Origin of the sequence: Xanthomonas hortorum pv. cynarae (genome assembly GCF_002939985.1) — a bacterium.
Taxonomy (GTDB): domain Bacteria; phylum Pseudomonadota; class Gammaproteobacteria; order Xanthomonadales; family Xanthomonadaceae; genus Xanthomonas; species Xanthomonas hortorum_D.
This window is the reverse complement of the sequence record NZ_MDFM01000005.1, coordinates 133,022-150,750: the sequence shown is the minus strand read 5'-3', so window position 1 is coordinate 150,750 and position 17,729 is coordinate 133,022. Positions and strand designations below refer to the sequence as shown.

Genomic DNA, 17,729 nt, shown 5'->3' with positions numbered 1-17,729 from the left:
CGGTTCACACCCCGGCACGCCCAGGGTGTATGGTGCAGAGGCGGCCGGAGCCCGGTGTCGCCTTCACTACTATCTGGCCTTCTCCATCAAGAATCTCTGCGAACGCTGCGACGCCGTCTGTTGCCGGCTCACTGTCATGGTCGACTCAACCGACCGCATTCCAAACCATCTGACCACCGTGACGCCGCAAGGCTGGCACGTGATGGCGCGTGACGAGGAAGGTTGGTGCGTGGCCATCGATGCGGCGCGCATGTGTTGCTCGATCTACGACACACGGCCGGCCATCTGCCGCCGTTTCGTCATGTCCGGCCCGTATTGCCGCGACGTGCGTGCCACCTACGACGATCAGCGCCGCCGGGGCATTCCCTTGACGCTCTACAACGCATGAGGATTTGCGATGAATAATTCCCGCCGCCAGTCGATGACCGTGAGCAATCAGCCAGGCAAGCCGCGCTTGTCAGAACAGCGCCTGGCTGCTGATCTGGAAGCGTTTCAGCAGTCCGGTGGCGCGATCGAGCGTCTGGGCGATACGCCGCTGCGGCGTGACAAGAAGCGCGGCGAGTCCGACGCTGCACCGGCTGCAGCCGTCGCCGCAAAGCCGGCCGTCAAGACAACAGACGCGTCTGAAGAAGCGACAGAGACAACCGAAACAACCGAAACAACCGACGTCAAGTAAGCCACGCGTCGCGGTGGCAGCCCGCCTGCGGTGTGGCTGTCTCTAGCTAGATGTTGGTGATGGATGTTGCTGCGCGCGGCGTAAACACGGCGGCCGGTTAAAGAGACAGCGCCACAATCGTCGGCTTCGACAAGCGCCTGCGCCTGGCAGGCAAACCGGCATCGCCGGCAGGCGGCGCAATCGGCAGTTACAGCAACTGCGCGCGCTTGATCACGCCAAGCCCCTGCGCCAGGGACGCCATTTCGTTGGCCAGCGCGATCACGTCGCCGCCGGCTTGCGCGGCACTGGTCATGATGCGTTGATACGCGTCCCAGAAGTCCGGTCCATTGCCATAGGCATCGTGGAACCCTTGCAACTCCAGGACCATGAGATCGGACACTTGCATGTCGGAGCGATCCATTGCGGTCACCTCGTTGGGGAATCGTCCCCGGCCCGCAGCCTACACGCGTTCACCTTACAAAACAGGGTCGACCGCAAGACAGTGGATTTGAAGCTGAACTGGTTAGAGAGCATGCGTACACCGGCGTGAGTGGCTCGATCTGGCGTGCTGCAACGTGCTGCTGCGTGTAATGACGCGCTTACCAACGCGCACCTTGAATTGCGCTGCAACCAACGCTAGTGGATGCATAGGGTGCACAACCCGATGCAGCGCACGCCTCAGCGCGCAAGGCACCGCACTCACGCCGCATCCTGCAAACCCTGCTGCAGGCATTCCAGCAAGCGGCTCAGCTTGGGCAACAACTGGCGCGCGCGCATCCATACCAGATGCAGCGGCAGGCCTTCGGTATCGCACTGCGGCAGCACTGCCACCAGGCTGCCACGCTGCAGATGATGATCGATCAACCAGGTCGGCAGTTGCGCGATGCCCAGCCCGGCCACCACCGCATCCACCTGCGCTTCTGCATTGCCGAACACCACCCGCGCGTCCATCGCGCGTTGTTCCACCGGTCCTGCGCCATGCCGCAGCAACCACGGGCTACTGCTGCGATTGGCTTGGCCATACAGCACCGCGTCGTGTGCCAGCAATGCAGCGATGCTGTCGGGCGTGCCACGGTGCGCCAGATACTGCGGCGCGGCGCAGAACACGCGTTTTTCATGGCCCAGATAACGGTGGCCCAGACTGCTGTGCCACTGATCCGGCCCACCGATGCGCACTGCGATGTCGATGCCTTCTTCGGCCATGTCGACGAAGCGATCGGTGAACGAAATGCTTGGCTGCAGGCCGGGATAGCGCTGAAAGAACGGCAGCAACACCGGCAACACCTTGCGCCGGCCGAAGCTTACCGGCAGGTCCAGCCGCAGCCGGCCGGTGGGCGCCTGGCCTTCGGCGCGCAGGACGTGCTCGGCTTCTTCCAGCTCGTCGAGCACCTTGACGCAGACCCGGTAGAACGCCGCGCCGGCATCGGTCAGCGCCAGCCGCCGGGTGGTGCGCGCGAACAGGCGCACGCCCAGGCGTGCTTCCAGGCGGGCGATGGCCTTGCCCACTGCCGAGCTGGTCAGGCTGAGCCGCTCGGCGGCGGCGGTGAAGCTGCCGGCATCGGCGGCGCTGACAAAGATGTCGATGCCTTTGACGCGTTCGGAAGGATGCATAACGGCACATTAAAGAACTGAAGTCTGCAATGTACGGAAAATACTCCCGATATACGACTTAAATTCTTTCCTATCATGGCCAGCCCACACTGCGGCGCACGCCATGTCTGCTGTCCGTTCCACCACGTCCACCGCGTCTGCCACCAACGCGCCGGCCACCACGCGCAGCGAGCTGGCGATCTTCATCCTGGCGTTTGCCGCGTTCGTGATCGTCACTACCGAATACCTGATCGTCGGGCTGCTGCCCGACCTTGCGCGCGATATGGAAATTTCCATTTCCGCCGCCGGCCAGCTGGTGACGCTGTTCGCCTTCACCGTGATGCTGTTCGGCCCGCCGCTGACCGCGTGGCTGTCGCATGTGGATCGCAAGCGCCTGTTTATCGCGATCCTGCTGGTGTTTGCGGTCTCCAACGCGGTGGCCGCGCTGGCGCCCAACATCTGGGTGCTGGCCTTGGCGCGTTTTATCCCGGCGCTGGCATTGCCGGTGTTCTGGGGCACCGCCAGCGAGACCGCCGGGCAACTGGCCGGGCCACAGCACGCCGGGCGCGCGGTATCGCAGGTGTATCTGGGCATTTCGGCGGCGTTGTTGTTCGGCATTCCGCTGGGCACGGTGGCGGCCAACGGCATCGGCTGGCGCGGCGCGTTCTGGATTCTGGCCGCTTTGTCGCTGGCGATGGCCGCCGCGCTGGCGGCATGGATGCCAACGGTGGCCCGCAGCGCACGGGTGAATCTGCGCCAGCAGGCCGGCATCTTCACCGAGCGTTTTTTTCTGGCCAATGTGGCGCTGTCGGTCGTGGTCTTCACCGCCATGTTCACCGCCTACACCTATCTGGCCGACCTGCTGGAACGCAGCGTGGGCGTGCCGGCGGCGAACGTGGGCTGGTGGCTGATGGGCTTTGGCGCGATCGGCCTGATCGGCAATTGGCTTGGCGGCCGGGTGGTGGATCGCTCGCCGCTGCGCGCCACCGCGGTGTTCCTGCTGCTGCTCGCGCTGGGCATGGCGTTGTGCGTGCCGCTCGCCAAGACCGGGGTGCTGCTCTCTCTGACCCTGGCGGTCTGGGGCATTGCCTATACCGCGCTGTTTCCCATCAGCCAGGTGCGGGTGATGAACTCGGTGACCCATTCGCAGGCGCTGGCCGGCACCACCAATGTGTCGGCAGCCAATGCCGGTATCGGCATCGGCGCGATCATCGGCGGCCTGGTGATTCCGGCCTGGGGCCTGGGCAGCATCGGCTATGTGGCCGCTGCGGTGGCACTGCTGGGCGTGGTGCTGATTCCGTTGGTGCATCGCGCCCGGCGTTGAGAAGTCGCGCTGGAATCCCACGCCGGCCTGCACACCAGGCCGGCTGAATGCCGCCAGGGTCGGGCCTGCCGGCAGGCCCGCAACTGCTTCGCAAAGCGCCGAATGGCGCACATTCCCGTGTAAAATGCGCGGTCTTTGACCGGAAGAATGGCGAAAGTTTCTCCACGGGCGCCCCTCTCGGGCCCGGCGTTCATTCGCCTGCTTGCTCGCCTCAGCGACGTCCACGTTGCCCAGTCCAACCACGCGCTTGCCGACCGGCTGAGCCAGTGGATCGACTGGACGCGCGCGGTGGCGGTGTCCAAGGCGCTGGATGGCAAGCTGCCCGAGACCGACGATCTCCCCGAGCCGCGTCCTGCCGATGCCCAGGCCTGCGCCCGCGTGCGCGCCGGGTTGGCGACCAGCAGCGTGGCCGATCTGGATGCGCTGGTCGTGCGTTTGCGTGCCGAGGCGCGCAATGCCGCCGATCTCGACGCGCCCGCACCAATGCCCGACTACGCCCCCTTCCGGCAGCATTACCTCGCCATGCAACGCGCGATGCGCACCGCCACCGGCGATCTGCGTGGCCGTCTGCGCGACATGCTGGCGCTGACATCCGGCGAGATGGCGCGGCTGGCCGAAGTGGATGCGGCAATGGAACTCACCCTCAGCCCGCGCGAGCAGAGCTTGTTGAACACCGTGCCGAGCCTGCTCGGTGCGCATTTCGAACGTCTGCGCGATGCCGCGCAAACCCCACATTCGCCAGCCGATAGCGATCCCCCTTCACGCGCAGTCTCCGATGGCTGGCTGGATGTCTTTCGCAAAGACATGCAGAGCGTGTTGCTCGCCGAGCTGGATGTTCGTTTTCACCCGATCGAAGGCCTGCTTGCAGCGCTTCGTACCCGCTAACTGGGACCTCATGTTCAGAACTCTTGTCCACCTGTGTGTGTTTCTCGTCGGCCTGTTGGCAGTTTGCTGGGTCGGCATTGGTTATCTCGGCTCCAATCCGCTGGGCGCCTGCATCGCAGCGGTGATCGGTGCCTGTTATGTGGCCGGCGCACTGGAGCTGTACCGCTATCGCCAGGCCAGCGCGACGCTGGACGATGCCGTCGCCGCATTGACCACCGCACCATCGGCATTGAGCGAGTGGCTGGAGCGCCTGCATCCGAGCCTGCGCAATGCGGTGCGCCTGCGCATCAAGGGCGAGCGCGTGGCGTTGTCCGCACCGGTGCTGACGCCGTATCTGGTCGGCCTGCTGGTGTTGCTGGGCATGCTCGGCACCTTGCTCGGCATGATGGCCACGCTCAAGGGCACTGGTTTTGCGTTGCAGAGCGCCACCGACCTGCAGGCCATTCGTGGCTCGCTGGCGGCACCGGTGGAAGGCCTGGCGTTCGCGTTCGGCACCTCCATTGCCGGCGTTGCGACCTCGGCGATGCTGGGGCTGTTGTCGGCATTGTGCCGGCGCGAGCGGCTGCAGGCCGTGCAGCGGCTGGATCTGAAGATCGCATCCGAACTGCACCCGCACTCGGACGCGCATCAGCGTGGCGAAGTGTTCAAGCTGCAGCAGCAGCAAAGCGCCTTGATGCCGACGCTGATCGATCGCCTGCAAACGCTGATGAGCAGCATCGAACAGCAAAGCATCGCCGCCGATGAACGCCTGGCCGCACAGCAGGCCGAGTTCCACGCCAGAAGCGAAGCGGCGTATGCGCGCCTGGCCACGGCGATGGAGCAATCGCTGCAGGCTGGCGTGGCAGAGAGCGCACGCGCAGTAGGCATGGCCTTGCAGCCGGCGATGGAAGCCACCATGGCCAGCATCGCGCGCGACACCGCCGCGCTGCAGGAGCGCGTTACGCACGCCGTACAGCAGCAACTGGATGGCATCACCAGCGGCTTCCAGCACAGTGCCAGCGCAGCGGCCGAGCACTGGACCACGGCCCTGGCCGCACAGGAACGCGCCCAGCACGCGCTCAATGCGCAGTTGCAGACCACGCTGGAGCAGATCGTTCAGCAGGCCACCGCATTGCAGGAGGGCGTGGGCACGGCCGTGCAGCAGCAATTGCACGGCATCAACGCAGGCTTCCAGGCCGGTGCGCAGAGCGCAGCCGAGCAGTGGCAAACCGCATTGGCCGCACAGGAGCGCGCGCAGCAAACGCTCACCGAGCACTTGCAGCACACGCTGGAACAGATCGATCAGCGCAGCATCGCTGTGCAGGACGGCGTGACGCAGGCGGTGCAGCAGCAGTTGAGCGCACTCAATGACGGGTTTGAACGCAGCAACGCCGCCACTGCAGACAACTGGGCGGCAGTGCTGGCCGAGCAGCAACGCGCAAGCGCAGCATTGAGCATGCAATTGCACGCCACGCTTGAGCAACTTGCGCAGCAGACCATGGCGCTGCAGGACGGCGTGCAGCAGGCCGTGCAGCAACAACTCGATGGCCTGAGCAGCGGCCTGGAAACCAGCACCGCCGCGGCAGCCGCCACATGGAGCGCGGCAGTGGCCGAGCAGCAACGTTCGAATCACGCGCTCACGCAGGAATTGCAGACCACGCTCACGCAGTTCGCCAGCACCTTCGATGCACGCTCCAGCGCCTTGGTCGATGCGGTCTCCAGGCGCATGGATCAGTCCAGCAGCGACACCGCCAGCGCATGGAACGCCGCTCTGGCGCAACAACATGACGCCAGCGCGGCATTGGCAAGCCAGCACCAGAACGCACTCGCTGCCGCCACCGCCAGCTTCGATGCGCACGCCGCCGCATTGGTGGGCACCTTGCAGCAATCGCACACCGACCTGCAGGCCGCACTGGAAGCCCGCGACACCCAGCGCCTGGCGCTGTGGAGCGAGCGTTTTACCGCAATGAGCGCGGACCTGAACACGCAGTGGGAGCGCACCGGCGAGCGCGTGACCCAGCAACAACAGGCGATCTGCGACACCCTGGCCAGCACCGCCAGCGAGCTGTCCACGCAGGCACAGGCGCAGGCCAGCGCCACCATCACCGAAGTGTCGCGGCTGATGCAGATCGCCTCCGAAGCGCCCAAGGCCGCCGCCGACGTGGTGGCCGAGCTGCGCCAGAACCTGTCCGAGAGCATGGTGCGCGACACCGCCATGCTGGAAGAACGCAGCAAGCTGCTGGCCACGCTGGACACCTTGCTCAACGCGGTCAATCACGCCTCCACCGAACAACGCGAAGCGGTGGATGCGCTGGTCACCACCTCGGCCGATCTGCTGCAACGCGTGGGCACCCAGCTCACCGAACAGATCGGCAGCGAGACCGGCAAGCTCGGCGCAGTGGCCGCGCATGTCAGCGGCAGCGCGGTGGAAGTGGCCAGCCTGGGCGAGGCCTTCGGCATGGCAGTGCAGTTGTTCAGCGGCTCCACCAGTGAGCTCAACGAGCGCCTGCAACACGTGGCCAGCGCACTGGATGCCTCCCTCGCCCGCAGCGACGACCAACTGGCCTATTACGTGGCACAGGCGCGCGAAGTGGTAGACCTCAGCATGCTCTCGCAAAAGCAGATCATCGAAGAACTGCGTCAGCTCGATCGCGGTCGCAGCGATGCCGGCGATACAGGCAATACCGATACCAGCCAGGCCACAACCGCATGAGCGATGAGATCGACATCGACGGCGAATCGGGCACACCGATCTGGGCCGCCTTCGGCGACCTGATGTCGGTGCTGCTGGGCGCATTCGTGCTGATCCTGGTCGGGGTGATCGGCGTGCAATTGCAGCTCTCCAGCCGCCTGGACGAAGAGGTCAAGCAACGTCAGGTCGAAGCGCAACGCCGCAAGACGCTGGAACAAGCCCTGGCCGCGCCACTGGCGGCCGGCCGCGTAACCCTGGTCGATGGCCGCATCGGCATCCGCGGCAATGTGTTGTTCGCCTTCAATTCCGATCAGTTGCAGCCGGAAGGCCGCGAGGTGCTGAAGACGCTGGCCGCACCGTTGAAGGAGTACCTGAGCTCACGCGAAGAGATCCTGATGGTCAGCGGCTTCACTGACGACCGCCCGGTGCTGGGTGGCAATCGTCGCTACGCCGATAACTGGGAACTGTCGGCGCAACGCGCGCTCACCGTGACCCGTGCCCTGATCGCCGAAGGCGTGCCGGCTTCGTCAGTGTTCGCTGCGGCCTTCGGCTCACAACAGCCGGTGGATTCCAATGCCGATGAAACGCGCCGCGCAAAGAATCGGCGTGTGGAGATTGCACCGATTGCGCGTCCTTCCACCTCGCGCGCTTCCGCCACGTCACAGCCAATGCCGGCCGCAACCACGCGATGAGCACGCAGGCGACCTCCTCACACGCGCGCCTGGAGCGCTGGCGCGAGCAAGGTGCCGATCAGCTGGATCCGGTGCATTTCCATCTGATGGAAACACTGGCAGCACGTGCCGGCACGCAGGCGGATGCAGTGCGCGAAGTGCTGGAAGAAAAGCTGCGCAACTTGATCGATGCGTATGCGGCGGCAATCAAGAAAGCAGCGCGCCGTCGTGCAACTACCGATACCGCGCAGCCGTTGCAACGCAGCGCGCTGGGCGCGTTAGCCGACCAGATGGCAGGCCATGCGGCGTTGATGGAGGTGGACAGCAGAAAGACCGCGACACCCGATGCCACGCTGTTTCCCGAGCTGCCGGCGCTGGAGGATTTCCGCCGTACCTGGACCACCGTACGCACCGCCAGCCAGGTGCGGCAATCGCTGCAGGACGCACCCAAGGATGCCGGCCCGCTCAATTCCAGCGTGCTGGTGCATCGCTGCATCAGCCTGATGCGTGAATGCTCACCCGGCTATCTGCAGCACTTCCTTGGCTATGTCGACGCGCTGTCGTGGCTGGAGCAACTGCACAGCGGCGGCGCGTTGGCCAGCGATGACGCCGCACCCGCGGCGCCTGGCAAGAAGCGCAGCAAGCGTCCGCCCACGCGTCGCAGCTAAGAGCGATTAACAAGACGACTGACGGCCGCTCGCTACGTTTTGTTAGCCGCTCTAAGAGCAACCGATCGAACCCACGGTCCGTCTCAGAACCGCAACCGCACGCCCACCGTCCAGCTGCGCGGCGCACCGGGATACACCCACTGCTCGCTGTAGGAGAACGCGGCGTAGCGACGGTCGGTCAGGTTTTCGACCTTGGCATACAGGCGTAGCCGCTCGCTCAGATCGTAGTGGCCGACCAGGCGCCACACGGTGTAGGCCGGCAGCACGAAATCGGTATTGCTATCCACCGACCCCAGCCGCTCACCGGTGTGCGAGACACCCACGCCCACCGCCGCACTGCGCTTGCCGGTCAACGGCTGCTCGTAGTTGACGAAGGCATTGCCACTGAAACGCGGCACATTCGGAAAACGTCGTCCCTCGGCCAGGCCGGTACCGGCGGCAGCCTCACTGCTGCGCGTCACCTGCGAGTCGGTGTAAGCCAGGCCCACCGATGCGGCCAGGCGCGGGGTCAGCCGCCCGAGCAGATCCAGCTCCACGCCCTGGCTGCGCATCTCGCCCACCGGCAGCGAAAAACTGGTGTCGGCCGGATCCAGACTCAGCACATTTTTCTTGTCGATACGGAACGCCGCCAGCGTCGCTTCCAGGCCATCGCCGGGCTGCACGTATTTCAGCCCGGTTTCCAGCGAACGGCTTTTCTCCGGCGCAAAACTCTGCCCATCCGCGCCAACGCCACTGTTGGGGCGAAAGCCCGCCGCCGCACTTGCATACAGCGACAATGCATCGTCGACATGGAAGATCACGCCCGCGCGCGGGCTGACCACGCCATCGGAGGCGCGCTGCGTGGTGCCGCGCAATTGGTTGTCGAGATCCTGCTGATAGTGGTCGTAGCGCAGGCCCAGCAAGGCCTTCCAGCGCGCGCCAAGATCGATCTGGTCCTGCGCATACACGCCCCACACCTGCTGGCGCTCCTCGGTATCGGTGATCGTGGCCAGCCGCCCCGGCTGGGCCACGCCGTACTGCGGCGCGAGCACGTCGATGCTGTATGGCGTGGCCGCCGAGCGTGCACGCTGCTGAAAACGGCTGTCGTCGAAGCGATTGCCGTCGACACCGAACAACACGTTGTGGGTGACGCGGCCCGCCTGCAAGGTGCCAAGCAATTCGGCACGCCCGGCGATATCGCGGCCCTGGTAATCGCGGTAGCGACGCTCGCGGCGCAACGTGCGGTCGTCGGCCTGCAGCGTCCACGGCTCGGTGGAAAAACCGCGCATGCCGCTGTCGCGATAGGTCGCCCCGCCCTGCAACGACCAGGTCTGATTCAAGCCGTGCACCACAAACAGCTGGTGCCCGGTGGAATGCAGATCGATATCGCCATTGCGCGGTTCGCCCAGAAAACGCGACGCCGGCAGCCGATTGGCATCGCCATTGATGGCGGTGACGCCACGATCGAACGGCGCATGGATGCGCACGAATTCCAGCTCATACGACACCGTGGTATCGGGCGTGGGCATCCATAACAACGACGGCGCCAGCAGCGTGTTGTCGCTATCGACGGTGTCGCGGAAGCTGTGCTGATCCTTGTGCATCGCATTCAGGCGATAGGCCAGGTTCTCGCCCAGCGGGCCGGTGCTGTCGACCGCAGCGCGATAACTGTCGAAGCGCCCTGCCGACAGATCCACACTGTGCTGCGGCTGGAACAAGGGCTTTTTGGTGACGATATTGACTGCCCCACCCGGCTCGCCGCGCCCGTACAACGCCGAGGCCGGGCCCTTGATCACTTCGATGCTTTGCGTGTTGGCCGCATCACGCAGGCCGTTGTAACCGCGGCTGGCATTGAAGCCGTTGACCATGTAATCCGAGCTGAAATTCGGGTCGCCGGTGAAGCCGCGCATCGAGTAGCTATCCCACAGACCGCCCAGGTTATTGGCCTTGGTGATGCCGCTGGCCATCTCCAGCGCACCGGCCAGGTCGTTGACACCGGCATCCTCCAGCAAGGTCTGATCGAGCACGCGCGCACTGATCGGCAGATCGCGCAACGGCGCATCGGTCTTGGTGGCGCCGGTGACGCTCAACGCGCGGTACGGCGTGTACTGGCTGCGCACCTGCACCGCATCCAGATCGCGCGCCTGCGGCTCGGCGGCGGCGGCGTCGACGCAGGCAATGACGCATGCGCAGGCCAGCATGCTGAGCAACGGCACGGTGTGTGGCATGCGTTGGCGCGACGAGAACACGGACATCGGGCAGGACTCCTGAAGGACCCAGGCACGCAATGCCCGGGTCGCAAGTGAAAGAACCAAAGGTGATGGATGAAACGCAACTGCCGCTATGACGCGGGATCGGCCCTTGCATCGAAACGCGGCGCCCGCCCGAAGTCCTCGCGCGTAAATGGCCGGTCGCGAAACAGATAGCCGTAGTAGAACGTCCGCAACGCCTGGTGATAGGCGCGAATGCGATCTTGATAGGCCAATTGCGCACGCAGATCGGTACCTGCCAGGCGCGTCAACGCCGCCTGCAATGCAACCGGCGGCAATACGCTGGCTACACGCTGCGCCAGCGCTTCGCGTCGTTGCAGGCCTTGCCGATACGCCGCGACCTGCGGCGCCACCTGCTGATCGCCGTTTTCGTGGAAGGCGAAATACCACTTGTAATGGAACGCGCTGGTCAACGGCGCAGAATCTGCCCACTGCGGGTTCTGCGCGTAGAAGGCCCGCATGGTGTCCTGGCGCGGAATATCCCAGGCGTGGTTGACCGCCTCACGCTGCAGCCGCGCGATCTCGCTGCCTTGGTTGACCGGCACTGCCTGATTGATGGCCACATGCGCCAGCGCCGGTGCGACCAGTGCCAGCACCACCCAGCAGCTGGCCAAAGCGGTGGCATTGGCGGCCGGACGCCAATGGATGCGCCCGACCAGCACCGCCAGCAACACCCAGAACAGCAGATAGGCGCAGGTCAGTGCCAGCACCGCGAGTTGTTGCAGCAGCGGCACCGCATTGAGGGTCGCGGCAATGACAAACGGCACGCTCAGGCACACCAGCACCGCAGCGGCGCGTACCACCACGCGCCGTACCAGCAATGCGGCTCCGGCACCCGGCAGCGCGGCCAGCATGCGTGCGCGCCCGGCCTCGCGTTCGCCCGAGCGCAGATCGAACAGCAACGCGATCACGAACAACGGCAGCAGGAACACCAGCACAAAGGCGTAGTCGAAGCGACCGGCCAATGCCAACTCCGGGTTGTAGCTGTCGCCATCATGGATCTGCGCTTCCAGCCCCAACGCGCGAACACGCAGGATGTACGGCGAGACATCGCGCATGCCCACCGCGGCGAATGCCAATGGCGAGGGCACATCCCAGGTCGGGTGGAAGCTGTAGTAAGCCGCGCTGCCAGCGTCGTTGGTGCGCGCCACATAGTCCTCCACTGCTGCGATGTCTTCCTGCTGCAGCGCTGCGATGCCTGCGATGTTGTCGCGCTGCGCAGCGATGACGTGCTGGCCGGAGATCAGGCTGCACACCGTCAGCAGGGCAAGCAACAGCAATCCGGCCACCGCGGCAGGTGCGCGCAGCAACAGCAGCAGTTCGTACTTCCACAGCACCATCAGCGCGCCACTCCCACACGCCGGCCGGCTGCGATCAGCATGCACAGCGCAGCCAGCAGCCAGGCACCGACCAGGCCGAGCGCAGCGCCTGCGGCACGCAGCACCTCTGTGGTGGCCGGGGGCTGGAAGGCGAACACCGGAATCTCATGCCAATGCGCGGAGGAGATGCGCTTGCGTTGGTCGGCGCCGGCATCCTGCGCGGTGTCGTCGGCCATGCTCACGGCGTCGGCCTGCAACTGATTGAGCTGCTGTACGAGCGTGTAGCGATAGCGTTCGGCCTGGGCAAGAAAGCGCTCATGCGCGCGCAGATCGGTTTCCGCCAATGTCATCGAGAGTTCGCGCAGGGCAACCGTCGGGCTCAGCAGGGCGAACGTGCGCACCAGCAGATTCTGTTCCTGCTGGATGGCCGAATCGCGTGCGGCATACCGTTCGAACAGGCTGGAGGTGAGCCGCTCGCCTTCCAGTGCGAGCAGGCCCTTGTAGTTCAACGGCAGTTCTTCCACGCGCTGTACGCCGTAGCGGGTCAGGGTCTGCTTCTTGAACTGGGCAAAGTGCGGGTCGTCGGGATTGTGGCTGTCGCCGAGCGTGCGCAGATCGCGCTGGATCGCCACGTCGGTTTCCAGTCGCGTGGGCAATCGATACGCGGCACTGGCCACATCCGGTGCCACGCGCGGCACCAGCAACGCCAGCCACACCCACACCGCCAGCGATACCAGCAACGCATCGCGGCCGCGCCGGCACAGCATCGACACCGACAGCACCAGCGCGCACCACACCAGCAGATAGACCGCATACGCCAGCACCAGCAGTGCGACCCGCAGCGCCTGGCCCGGCAACAACGCGATGGGCACCAGCCCGACCAATGCAGGCAACAGGCACGCAGCGGCCACCGCCGCGAGCGCGAGATATTTGCCACCGAACAATTGTCGACGCGTCGCGCCCTGCAACAACAGCGCGCGCAGCGTGCCGGTTTCCTGCTCGCGCGCCACCGCGCCATAGCCCAGAAACACCAGCATCAGCGGTGCCAAGACCTGCAGCACAAAGGCAGGCGTCAATTGACCGAAACGCACCAGCAGCGAGCTCTGACGCACATCGCCGAAGTTGGCGGTGTTCTGGCGATGGCCTTCCAGAAACATGCTGTTGCCGGTAAACGCATCCACGCCCGCATCGAATGCGGCCAAAGCCGGCAGCGGGCGATAGATGAAGTGCCCGTAATGCACCACCCGATGCGGATGGCGGTCCGGCTGCGCTTCGAAGGCCTGTTGCGCGGCCAGTTGCTGGCGCGCACGGAACTCGGCCACTTCGCGCTGATGATGCGCAGCGGTCAACGCCGCCACCAGCGTGAGCAGCATCAACAACACCACACCGATCGCAGCGGAACGGTTGCGCGCCATGAAACGCAGTTCTTCGCGCGCGACCAACAGTACAGGACTCATGCGGTAACGCTCATGCAGCCTGATCCTGCTCACGCGCGAAGCGTGCATGCAAGGTGCGCACATCGAAGCCGCTGTCGCCGGCGCCGATTTCTTCGGCAATACGTCCGTTTTCCAGAAACCCGATCCGGTCGGCCACATCCACCGCACCAAGCAGGTCGTGCGTGACCATCAGCACCGCACCGCCGCGCTCACGCACGCTGCTGACCAGGCGGTTGAAGTCGGCGATGGCGCGCGGATCCAGGCCGGAGGTGGGCTCGTCCAGCAGCAGCACCGGCACCTGGCGCAAGGTGGCGACCGCGATCGCCACTTTCTGGCGCATGCCTTTGGAAAACCCCGCCAGCCGCTGGCTCCAGGCTTCGCGTTGCAGACCGGCAGCGGCGAACGCCTGACTGATCTCGGCCTGGCTGCGGCGTTGGCCGGCGAGCGCAAGCAGATAGTCGGCATTTTCAAGCGCGCTCAGATGCTCGTAGAGCGCGACGTTTTCCGGCAGATAGGCCAGCCGCGCACGCGCAGCGCCGGGGTTGGCGACCGGGTCGATGCCATCCACCAGCAAGCTGCCGGAGCTGGGTTTGACGAAACCGAGCAAGGTGGAAAGCGTGGAGGATTTACCGGCGCCGTTGCCGCCCAATAAGGCGTAGACACTGCCCGGCGCGACCTGCAGATTCAGCCCCTGCAACACGGCGCGGCCGCGGTAGGCCACGTGGAGGTTGCTGACGGAAATCGCGGGGGTCGGTGTAGCGCTGAAGGGCATGATAAGGAAGCTCGCCTGCTGAAATGATATGTTATCACATTAGATGCAGGCGCCTGCGCAGCGCCGCGCTCTTCCACTTCGATCGAGACCCCTACGCCCCACATGACCTCCGATATGCGTCCCTCCTGCCTGCATGGCTCACCTACCCGTCCACGCAATCAGCACGCGCTTGCCAACGCTGCCACCACTCACGCAGCCCGTACTTCCCGGCACGTCTGCGCCAGCTTGCTCGCAGCAACGTTGTTCGCCGCCGCACACGCCCGCGCGCAGACCATCGACACCAGCGCGCCGCTGCCGCCGGTGCGCGCCTGGCATGGGGCCAGCGAGGCATTGATCGTCAAGCCGGACGATCCGTGGAGCACGCCGGTGGAGCGCAACGATTTCGCCAGCACGCCCAGCTATGACGAAACGCGCGCATGGCTGGAACGCCTGGTGGCCGCCTCGCCGCTGCTGTCGCTGGAAGTATTCGGCAAGAGCAGCGAGGGCCGCGATCTGTTGCTGGTGCGCGCGCACAAGTGCACACCCGGCAAGCCGGTGGTGCTGGCGCAGGCGGCCATCCATGCCGGCGAGATCGACGGCAAGGACGCAGGCTTGATGTTGCTGCGCGATATCGCCCAACGCAGCAAGGACCACCTGCTCGACCAGGTCGATTTCGTGTTCGTGCCGATCTTCAATGCCGACGGTCACGAACAACGCGGTCCACTGATTGGCGCGGCATTGCGCGGCCCGCAACAGATGGGCTGGAACACCACCACACGCGGCATCAACCTCAACCGCGATTACCTCAACCTGGAAGCGCCGGAAACGCGCGCGATGGTTGCCTTATTGCACACGCTGGATCCGGCGCTCTATATCGACCTGCATGTCAGCGGCGGGCTGGATCATCAGTACGACATCACCTTTACCTTCGCCGGTTGGGGCACCTATGCACGCTCGCGCGCCACTGCCGACTGGCTGCAGCAGCGCTTCACGCCGGCAATGAATACCGCGCTGCGCAGCCAGGGCCATGAGCCGGCCATCTACCCGAGCCTGATCGACGAAGACGCGCCGCGCTCGGGCCTGCGTTACGCACCGGAAGGCCCGCGCTATTCCACCGGGTATGGCGACTTCGCCGGCATCCCGACCGTGCTGGTGGAGAACCATCGCTTGAAGTCGTACCGGCAGCGCGTGCTCGGCGACTACGTGTTGCTGGAAGAAGCGCTGCGCGTGGTCGGCCGCGATGCCAGGAAAATCGATGCAGCCAAGCGCGCCGATCGCGCCGCACGCCCGCAGGAATTGATGGTTGCCTGGGAACGCCTGCAACAGCCGATCGCCCACGTGCCATTCAAGGGCGTGAGCTACACCCGCGCGCTATCGCCAGTGTCCGGCCGGGAGGAACTGCGCTGGGAAGGCCGCGACGAAACCTGGACCATGCCGGTGATCGGCTATCGTCAGACCCAGGCGGTGCGCTACCCGCTCGCGTGGTGGATTCCGCCCGGCAACGACGATGTGGTCGAACTGCTCAAGGCACACGGCATTACATTCGAACGCTTGCAGCAACCGCACCAGATCAACGTGCAGCAAATCCGCGTGGTGAAGGAGGCCGGCACCCAGACGCCGCACACCGACCACATGCACGAAACCTTCGCCGCAGGCAGCATCCGCGTGCCTGCCGATCAACCGATGCGCATGCTGGCCGCCGCGTTGCTGGAGCCGCAGAGCAGCGATTCGCTGCTGGCCAGCGGACGTTTCCGCAATGCCGGCAGCCCCGACAGCGGCTTGTACGGCACCGAGCTGGTGGACTTCACCGAGCGCATGTTGCGCAGCGATGCGGCCCTGCGCGCCGCGTTCGAACGCAAGCTCGCCGACGATGCCGCATTCCGCACCGATGGCGATGCACGCTTGCAATGGATCTATGCACGCTCGCCGTATGCAGCGATCAACGGCTGGCGTTATCCGGTGCGGCGTCAGCTGGCAGAATGATTCATCGGCATTGCCGATTCCATCGTGTGGGATCGGCAATGCAGTGCGCAGTTCTCTCGCCTCACTCCGGTCACCGCAGTGCAGGCGCCCCCACCGGTGCATGCTCGGCCATCAACGCAATCACCCAATCGATAAACACCCGCAGCTTGGCGCTGACATGCCGGTTGGGCGGGAACGCGATCGACAGTGGCATCGGCTCCAGTGACCAGTCGTCGAACAGTTGCACCAGCTCGCCACTGGCGAGATGCGCCTTGGCCATGTACACCGGCAACCACAGCACGCCCATGCCAGCCAGGCCTGCGGCCAGATAGGCGTTGCCATCGTCGGACGCCACCACGTAACGCCCCTGCAGATTCACCGCTTCATTGCCGCGCTGCATGACATAGGGCACGGTCTTGTTGTTGCTCCAACGCATGAAACCGACACAGCGATGCTGGGTGTTTTCCAGCTCCTGCGGGTGCGCCGGCGTGCCCAGCCGCTGCAGATACGAAGGCGCCGCATACACACCCGCCTGCAGGTCGCCCACACGGCGCGCAATCAACGATTGATCGGTGATGATGCCGCCGCGCACCACGCAATCCACGTTCTCGCCGATCAGATCCACGCGGCGGTCGCTCACGCCCATATCCAGCTGGATATCCGGATAGCGCGCATGAAATGTCGGCAGCGCCGGCATCAGGATCAGGCGTGCCAACGGGCTGGGCACATCCACGCGCAAGCGCCCGCGCGGCAGCGCCGATGCATCGGACAGGCTGGTCTCCGCATCGTCCATGTCCGCCAGCAGCCGCAGCACACGCTCGTAGTACGCCGCGCCATCGGCGGTGACATGCACCCGGCGCGTGGTGCGGTTGAGCAAGGTCACGCGCAGGCGTGCCTCCAGCTGCTGCACCACTTGGGTCACGCTGGCCCGGCTCATGTGCAAGGTCTCGGCCGCTTTGGTAAAGCTGCCGGTCTCAACCACACGCGCAAACGCCTGCATCGCGTCGAACCGATCCATCGCCGCTCCCAACCCAAAGATTGTTTGGATTCTACAAATAGTGTTGGCCGGGGTTGCCGATTTATCGCAGCCGCGCAAGCGCCTACCGTGGCTGTCTGTTCCGACTAGACGCTTGATGGAGATCCCCATGGCAACCCGTGACGTTGTTTTTCCGCAGGGGCGCCACGCCCTGTATGAGCGCCATCGCTATTCCCCGGCGGTGCGCGCCGAGGGCTTGTTGTTCGTCGCCGGCCAAGTCGGCAGCCGCGAAGACGGCTCGCCGGAACCGGAGCTGCCCGCAGAGATCGCCCGCGCTTTCGACAATCTCGACGCCATCCTCGCAGCGGCCGGTTGCACCTCGCAGGACGTCGTCGACGTCACGCTGTTCATGATCAACCCCGAGGTAGTCTTCGAGGCCATGTGGGAAAAGTGGGTGAGCTATTGGGGCCCGGCGCCCTTTCCCACCGTCACCGCAGTGGGCGTGACCTGGCTGGCTGGTTTTCGGTTCGAGATCAAGGTGGTGGTCAAACTGCCGGCACAGCAGCAGTAAC

General features: G+C 65.1%; 16 protein-coding genes. 9 read left to right on the top strand and 7 right to left on the bottom strand.

Annotated features, from left to right (window positions below):
• The first annotated feature begins 136 nt into the window (after positions 1-136).
• Both XcyCFBP4188_RS05355 and XcyCFBP4188_RS05350 read left to right on the top strand, forming a co-directional pair.
• On the top strand, positions 137-388 hold the full coding sequence (locus tag XcyCFBP4188_RS05355) for a YkgJ family cysteine cluster protein (protein WP_006449501.1): 252 nt from the start codon (positions 137-139) through the stop codon (positions 386-388).
• 9 nt (positions 389-397) lie between these two features.
• Positions 398-676, top strand: coding sequence for a hypothetical protein (locus XcyCFBP4188_RS05350; RefSeq protein WP_104591748.1), 279 nt, complete (start codon positions 398-400; stop codon positions 674-676).
• Between the two features lie 187 nt (positions 677-863).
• On the opposite strand, the gene XcyCFBP4188_RS05345 is transcribed toward XcyCFBP4188_RS05350, so the two are convergent.
• Both XcyCFBP4188_RS05345 and XcyCFBP4188_RS05340 read right to left on the bottom strand, forming a co-directional pair.
• The gene (locus XcyCFBP4188_RS05345) at positions 864-1,076 is read right to left on the bottom strand and encodes a hypothetical protein (protein ID WP_006449499.1); all 213 of its coding nucleotides are present in this window, start codon (positions 1,074-1,076) and stop codon (positions 864-866) included.
• Between the two features lie 278 nt (positions 1,077-1,354).
• Complete coding sequence (locus XcyCFBP4188_RS05340; protein ID WP_006449498.1) at positions 1,355-2,266, bottom strand: LysR family transcriptional regulator; 912 nt, start codon at positions 2,264-2,266, stop codon at positions 1,355-1,357.
• Positions 2,267-2,369: 103 nt separating this feature from the next.
• Here XcyCFBP4188_RS05340 and XcyCFBP4188_RS05335 point away from each other — a divergent pair, with 103 nt between their 5' ends.
• From XcyCFBP4188_RS05335 to XcyCFBP4188_RS05315, 5 genes are all read left to right on the top strand, one after another.
• A complete protein-coding gene (locus XcyCFBP4188_RS05335) occupies positions 2,370-3,569 on the top strand; it encodes an MFS transporter (RefSeq protein WP_006449497.1) in 1,200 nt (399 codons plus the stop codon).
• A 147-nt stretch (positions 3,570-3,716) separates the two neighbouring features.
• Complete coding sequence (locus tag XcyCFBP4188_RS05330) at positions 3,717-4,454, top strand: DUF3348 domain-containing protein (RefSeq protein WP_006449496.1); 738 nt, start codon at positions 3,717-3,719, stop codon at positions 4,452-4,454.
• A gap of 10 nt (positions 4,455-4,464) precedes the next feature.
• Positions 4,465-7,146 carry a DUF802 domain-containing protein gene (locus tag XcyCFBP4188_RS05325; protein WP_006449495.1) on the top strand — a complete coding sequence of 894 codons (2,682 nt, stop codon included), beginning with the start codon at positions 4,465-4,467 and terminating at the stop codon, positions 7,144-7,146.
• Complete coding sequence (locus XcyCFBP4188_RS05320; RefSeq protein WP_006449494.1) at positions 7,143-7,817, top strand: OmpA family protein; 675 nt, start codon at positions 7,143-7,145, stop codon at positions 7,815-7,817. Before XcyCFBP4188_RS05325 ends, XcyCFBP4188_RS05320 begins: the two co-directional genes overlap by 4 nt.
• On the top strand, positions 7,814-8,464 hold the full coding sequence (locus XcyCFBP4188_RS05315; RefSeq protein ID WP_046932021.1) for a DUF2894 domain-containing protein: 651 nt from the start codon (positions 7,814-7,816) through the stop codon (positions 8,462-8,464). Before XcyCFBP4188_RS05320 ends, XcyCFBP4188_RS05315 begins: the two co-directional genes overlap by 4 nt.
• An 83-nt stretch (positions 8,465-8,547) precedes the next feature.
• Here the strand turns inward: XcyCFBP4188_RS05315 and XcyCFBP4188_RS05310 are convergent, their stop codons facing one another.
• The 4 genes from XcyCFBP4188_RS05310 to XcyCFBP4188_RS05295 all read right to left on the bottom strand — a co-directional run bounded on the left by XcyCFBP4188_RS05310 (position 8,548) and on the right by XcyCFBP4188_RS05295 (position 14,240).
• The gene (locus tag XcyCFBP4188_RS05310; protein ID WP_104591746.1) at positions 8,548-10,698 is read right to left on the bottom strand and encodes a TonB-dependent siderophore receptor; all 2,151 of its coding nucleotides are present in this window, start codon (positions 10,696-10,698) and stop codon (positions 8,548-8,550) included.
• 86 nt (positions 10,699-10,784) lie between these two features.
• On the bottom strand, positions 10,785-12,053 hold the full coding sequence (locus tag XcyCFBP4188_RS05305; RefSeq protein ID WP_104591745.1) for a DUF3526 domain-containing protein: 1,269 nt from the start codon (positions 12,051-12,053) through the stop codon (positions 10,785-10,787).
• On the bottom strand, positions 12,053-13,489 hold the full coding sequence (locus XcyCFBP4188_RS05300; RefSeq protein ID WP_104591744.1) for an ABC transporter permease: 1,437 nt from the start codon (positions 13,487-13,489) through the stop codon (positions 12,053-12,055). The genes XcyCFBP4188_RS05305 and XcyCFBP4188_RS05300 overlap by 1 nt, the downstream gene beginning before the upstream one ends.
• Before the next feature lie 10 nt (positions 13,490-13,499).
• Positions 13,500-14,240 carry an ABC transporter ATP-binding protein gene (locus XcyCFBP4188_RS05295; protein ID WP_104591743.1) on the bottom strand — a complete coding sequence of 247 codons (741 nt, stop codon included), beginning with the start codon at positions 14,238-14,240 and terminating at the stop codon, positions 13,500-13,502.
• Positions 14,241-14,354: 114 nt separating this feature from the next.
• Between XcyCFBP4188_RS05295 and XcyCFBP4188_RS05290 the strand changes: the two genes are divergently transcribed.
• Positions 14,355-16,202 carry a M14 family metallopeptidase gene (locus XcyCFBP4188_RS05290; protein ID WP_104591763.1) on the top strand — a complete coding sequence of 616 codons (1,848 nt, stop codon included), beginning with the start codon at positions 14,355-14,357 and terminating at the stop codon, positions 16,200-16,202.
• A 70-nt stretch (positions 16,203-16,272) separates the two neighbouring features.
• On the opposite strand, the gene XcyCFBP4188_RS05285 is transcribed toward XcyCFBP4188_RS05290, so the two are convergent.
• Positions 16,273-17,199: a LysR family transcriptional regulator gene (locus XcyCFBP4188_RS05285; RefSeq protein WP_006449701.1), complete on the bottom strand. Its 927-nt coding sequence runs from the start codon at positions 17,197-17,199 to the stop codon at positions 16,273-16,275.
• A gap of 127 nt (positions 17,200-17,326) precedes the next feature.
• Between XcyCFBP4188_RS05285 and XcyCFBP4188_RS05280 the strand changes: the two genes are divergently transcribed.
• The gene (locus tag XcyCFBP4188_RS05280; protein WP_104591762.1) at positions 17,327-17,728 is read left to right on the top strand and encodes a Rid family hydrolase; all 402 of its coding nucleotides are present in this window, start codon (positions 17,327-17,329) and stop codon (positions 17,726-17,728) included.
• Position 17,729: the final 1 nt, after the last annotated feature.

Excerpts from the sequence above, each read along its gene's own strand:
- XcyCFBP4188_RS05355 (WP_006449501.1), top strand. The coding sequence starts at position 137 with ATGGTCGACTCAACCGACCGCATTCCAAACCATCTGACCACCGTGACG.
- XcyCFBP4188_RS05350 (WP_104591748.1), top strand. The coding sequence starts at position 398 with ATGAATAATTCCCGCCGCCAGTCGATGACCGTGAGCAATCAGCCAGGC.
- XcyCFBP4188_RS05345 (WP_006449499.1), bottom strand. The coding sequence starts at position 1,076 with ATGGATCGCTCCGACATGCAAGTGTCCGATCTCATGGTCCTGGAGTTG.
- XcyCFBP4188_RS05340 (WP_006449498.1), bottom strand. The coding sequence starts at position 2,266 with ATGCATCCTTCCGAACGCGTCAAAGGCATCGACATCTTTGTCAGCGCC.
- XcyCFBP4188_RS05335 (WP_006449497.1), top strand. The coding sequence starts at position 2,370 with ATGTCTGCTGTCCGTTCCACCACGTCCACCGCGTCTGCCACCAACGCG.
- XcyCFBP4188_RS05330 (WP_006449496.1), top strand. The coding sequence starts at position 3,717 with ATGGCGAAAGTTTCTCCACGGGCGCCCCTCTCGGGCCCGGCGTTCATT.
- XcyCFBP4188_RS05325 (WP_006449495.1), top strand. The coding sequence starts at position 4,465 with ATGTTCAGAACTCTTGTCCACCTGTGTGTGTTTCTCGTCGGCCTGTTG.
- XcyCFBP4188_RS05320 (WP_006449494.1), top strand. The coding sequence starts at position 7,143 with ATGAGCGATGAGATCGACATCGACGGCGAATCGGGCACACCGATCTGG.
- XcyCFBP4188_RS05315 (WP_046932021.1), top strand. The coding sequence starts at position 7,814 with ATGAGCACGCAGGCGACCTCCTCACACGCGCGCCTGGAGCGCTGGCGC.
- XcyCFBP4188_RS05310 (WP_104591746.1), bottom strand. The coding sequence starts at position 10,698 with ATGTCCGTGTTCTCGTCGCGCCAACGCATGCCACACACCGTGCCGTTG.
- XcyCFBP4188_RS05305 (WP_104591745.1), bottom strand. The coding sequence starts at position 12,053 with ATGGTGCTGTGGAAGTACGAACTGCTGCTGTTGCTGCGCGCACCTGCC.
- XcyCFBP4188_RS05300 (WP_104591744.1), bottom strand. The coding sequence starts at position 13,489 with ATGAGTCCTGTACTGTTGGTCGCGCGCGAAGAACTGCGTTTCATGGCG.
- XcyCFBP4188_RS05295 (WP_104591743.1), bottom strand. The coding sequence starts at position 14,240 with ATGCCCTTCAGCGCTACACCGACCCCCGCGATTTCCGTCAGCAACCTC.
- XcyCFBP4188_RS05290 (WP_104591763.1), top strand. The coding sequence starts at position 14,355 with ATGCGTCCCTCCTGCCTGCATGGCTCACCTACCCGTCCACGCAATCAG.
- XcyCFBP4188_RS05285 (WP_006449701.1), bottom strand. The coding sequence starts at position 17,199 with ATGGATCGGTTCGACGCGATGCAGGCGTTTGCGCGTGTGGTTGAGACC.
- XcyCFBP4188_RS05280 (WP_104591762.1), top strand. The coding sequence starts at position 17,327 with ATGGCAACCCGTGACGTTGTTTTTCCGCAGGGGCGCCACGCCCTGTAT.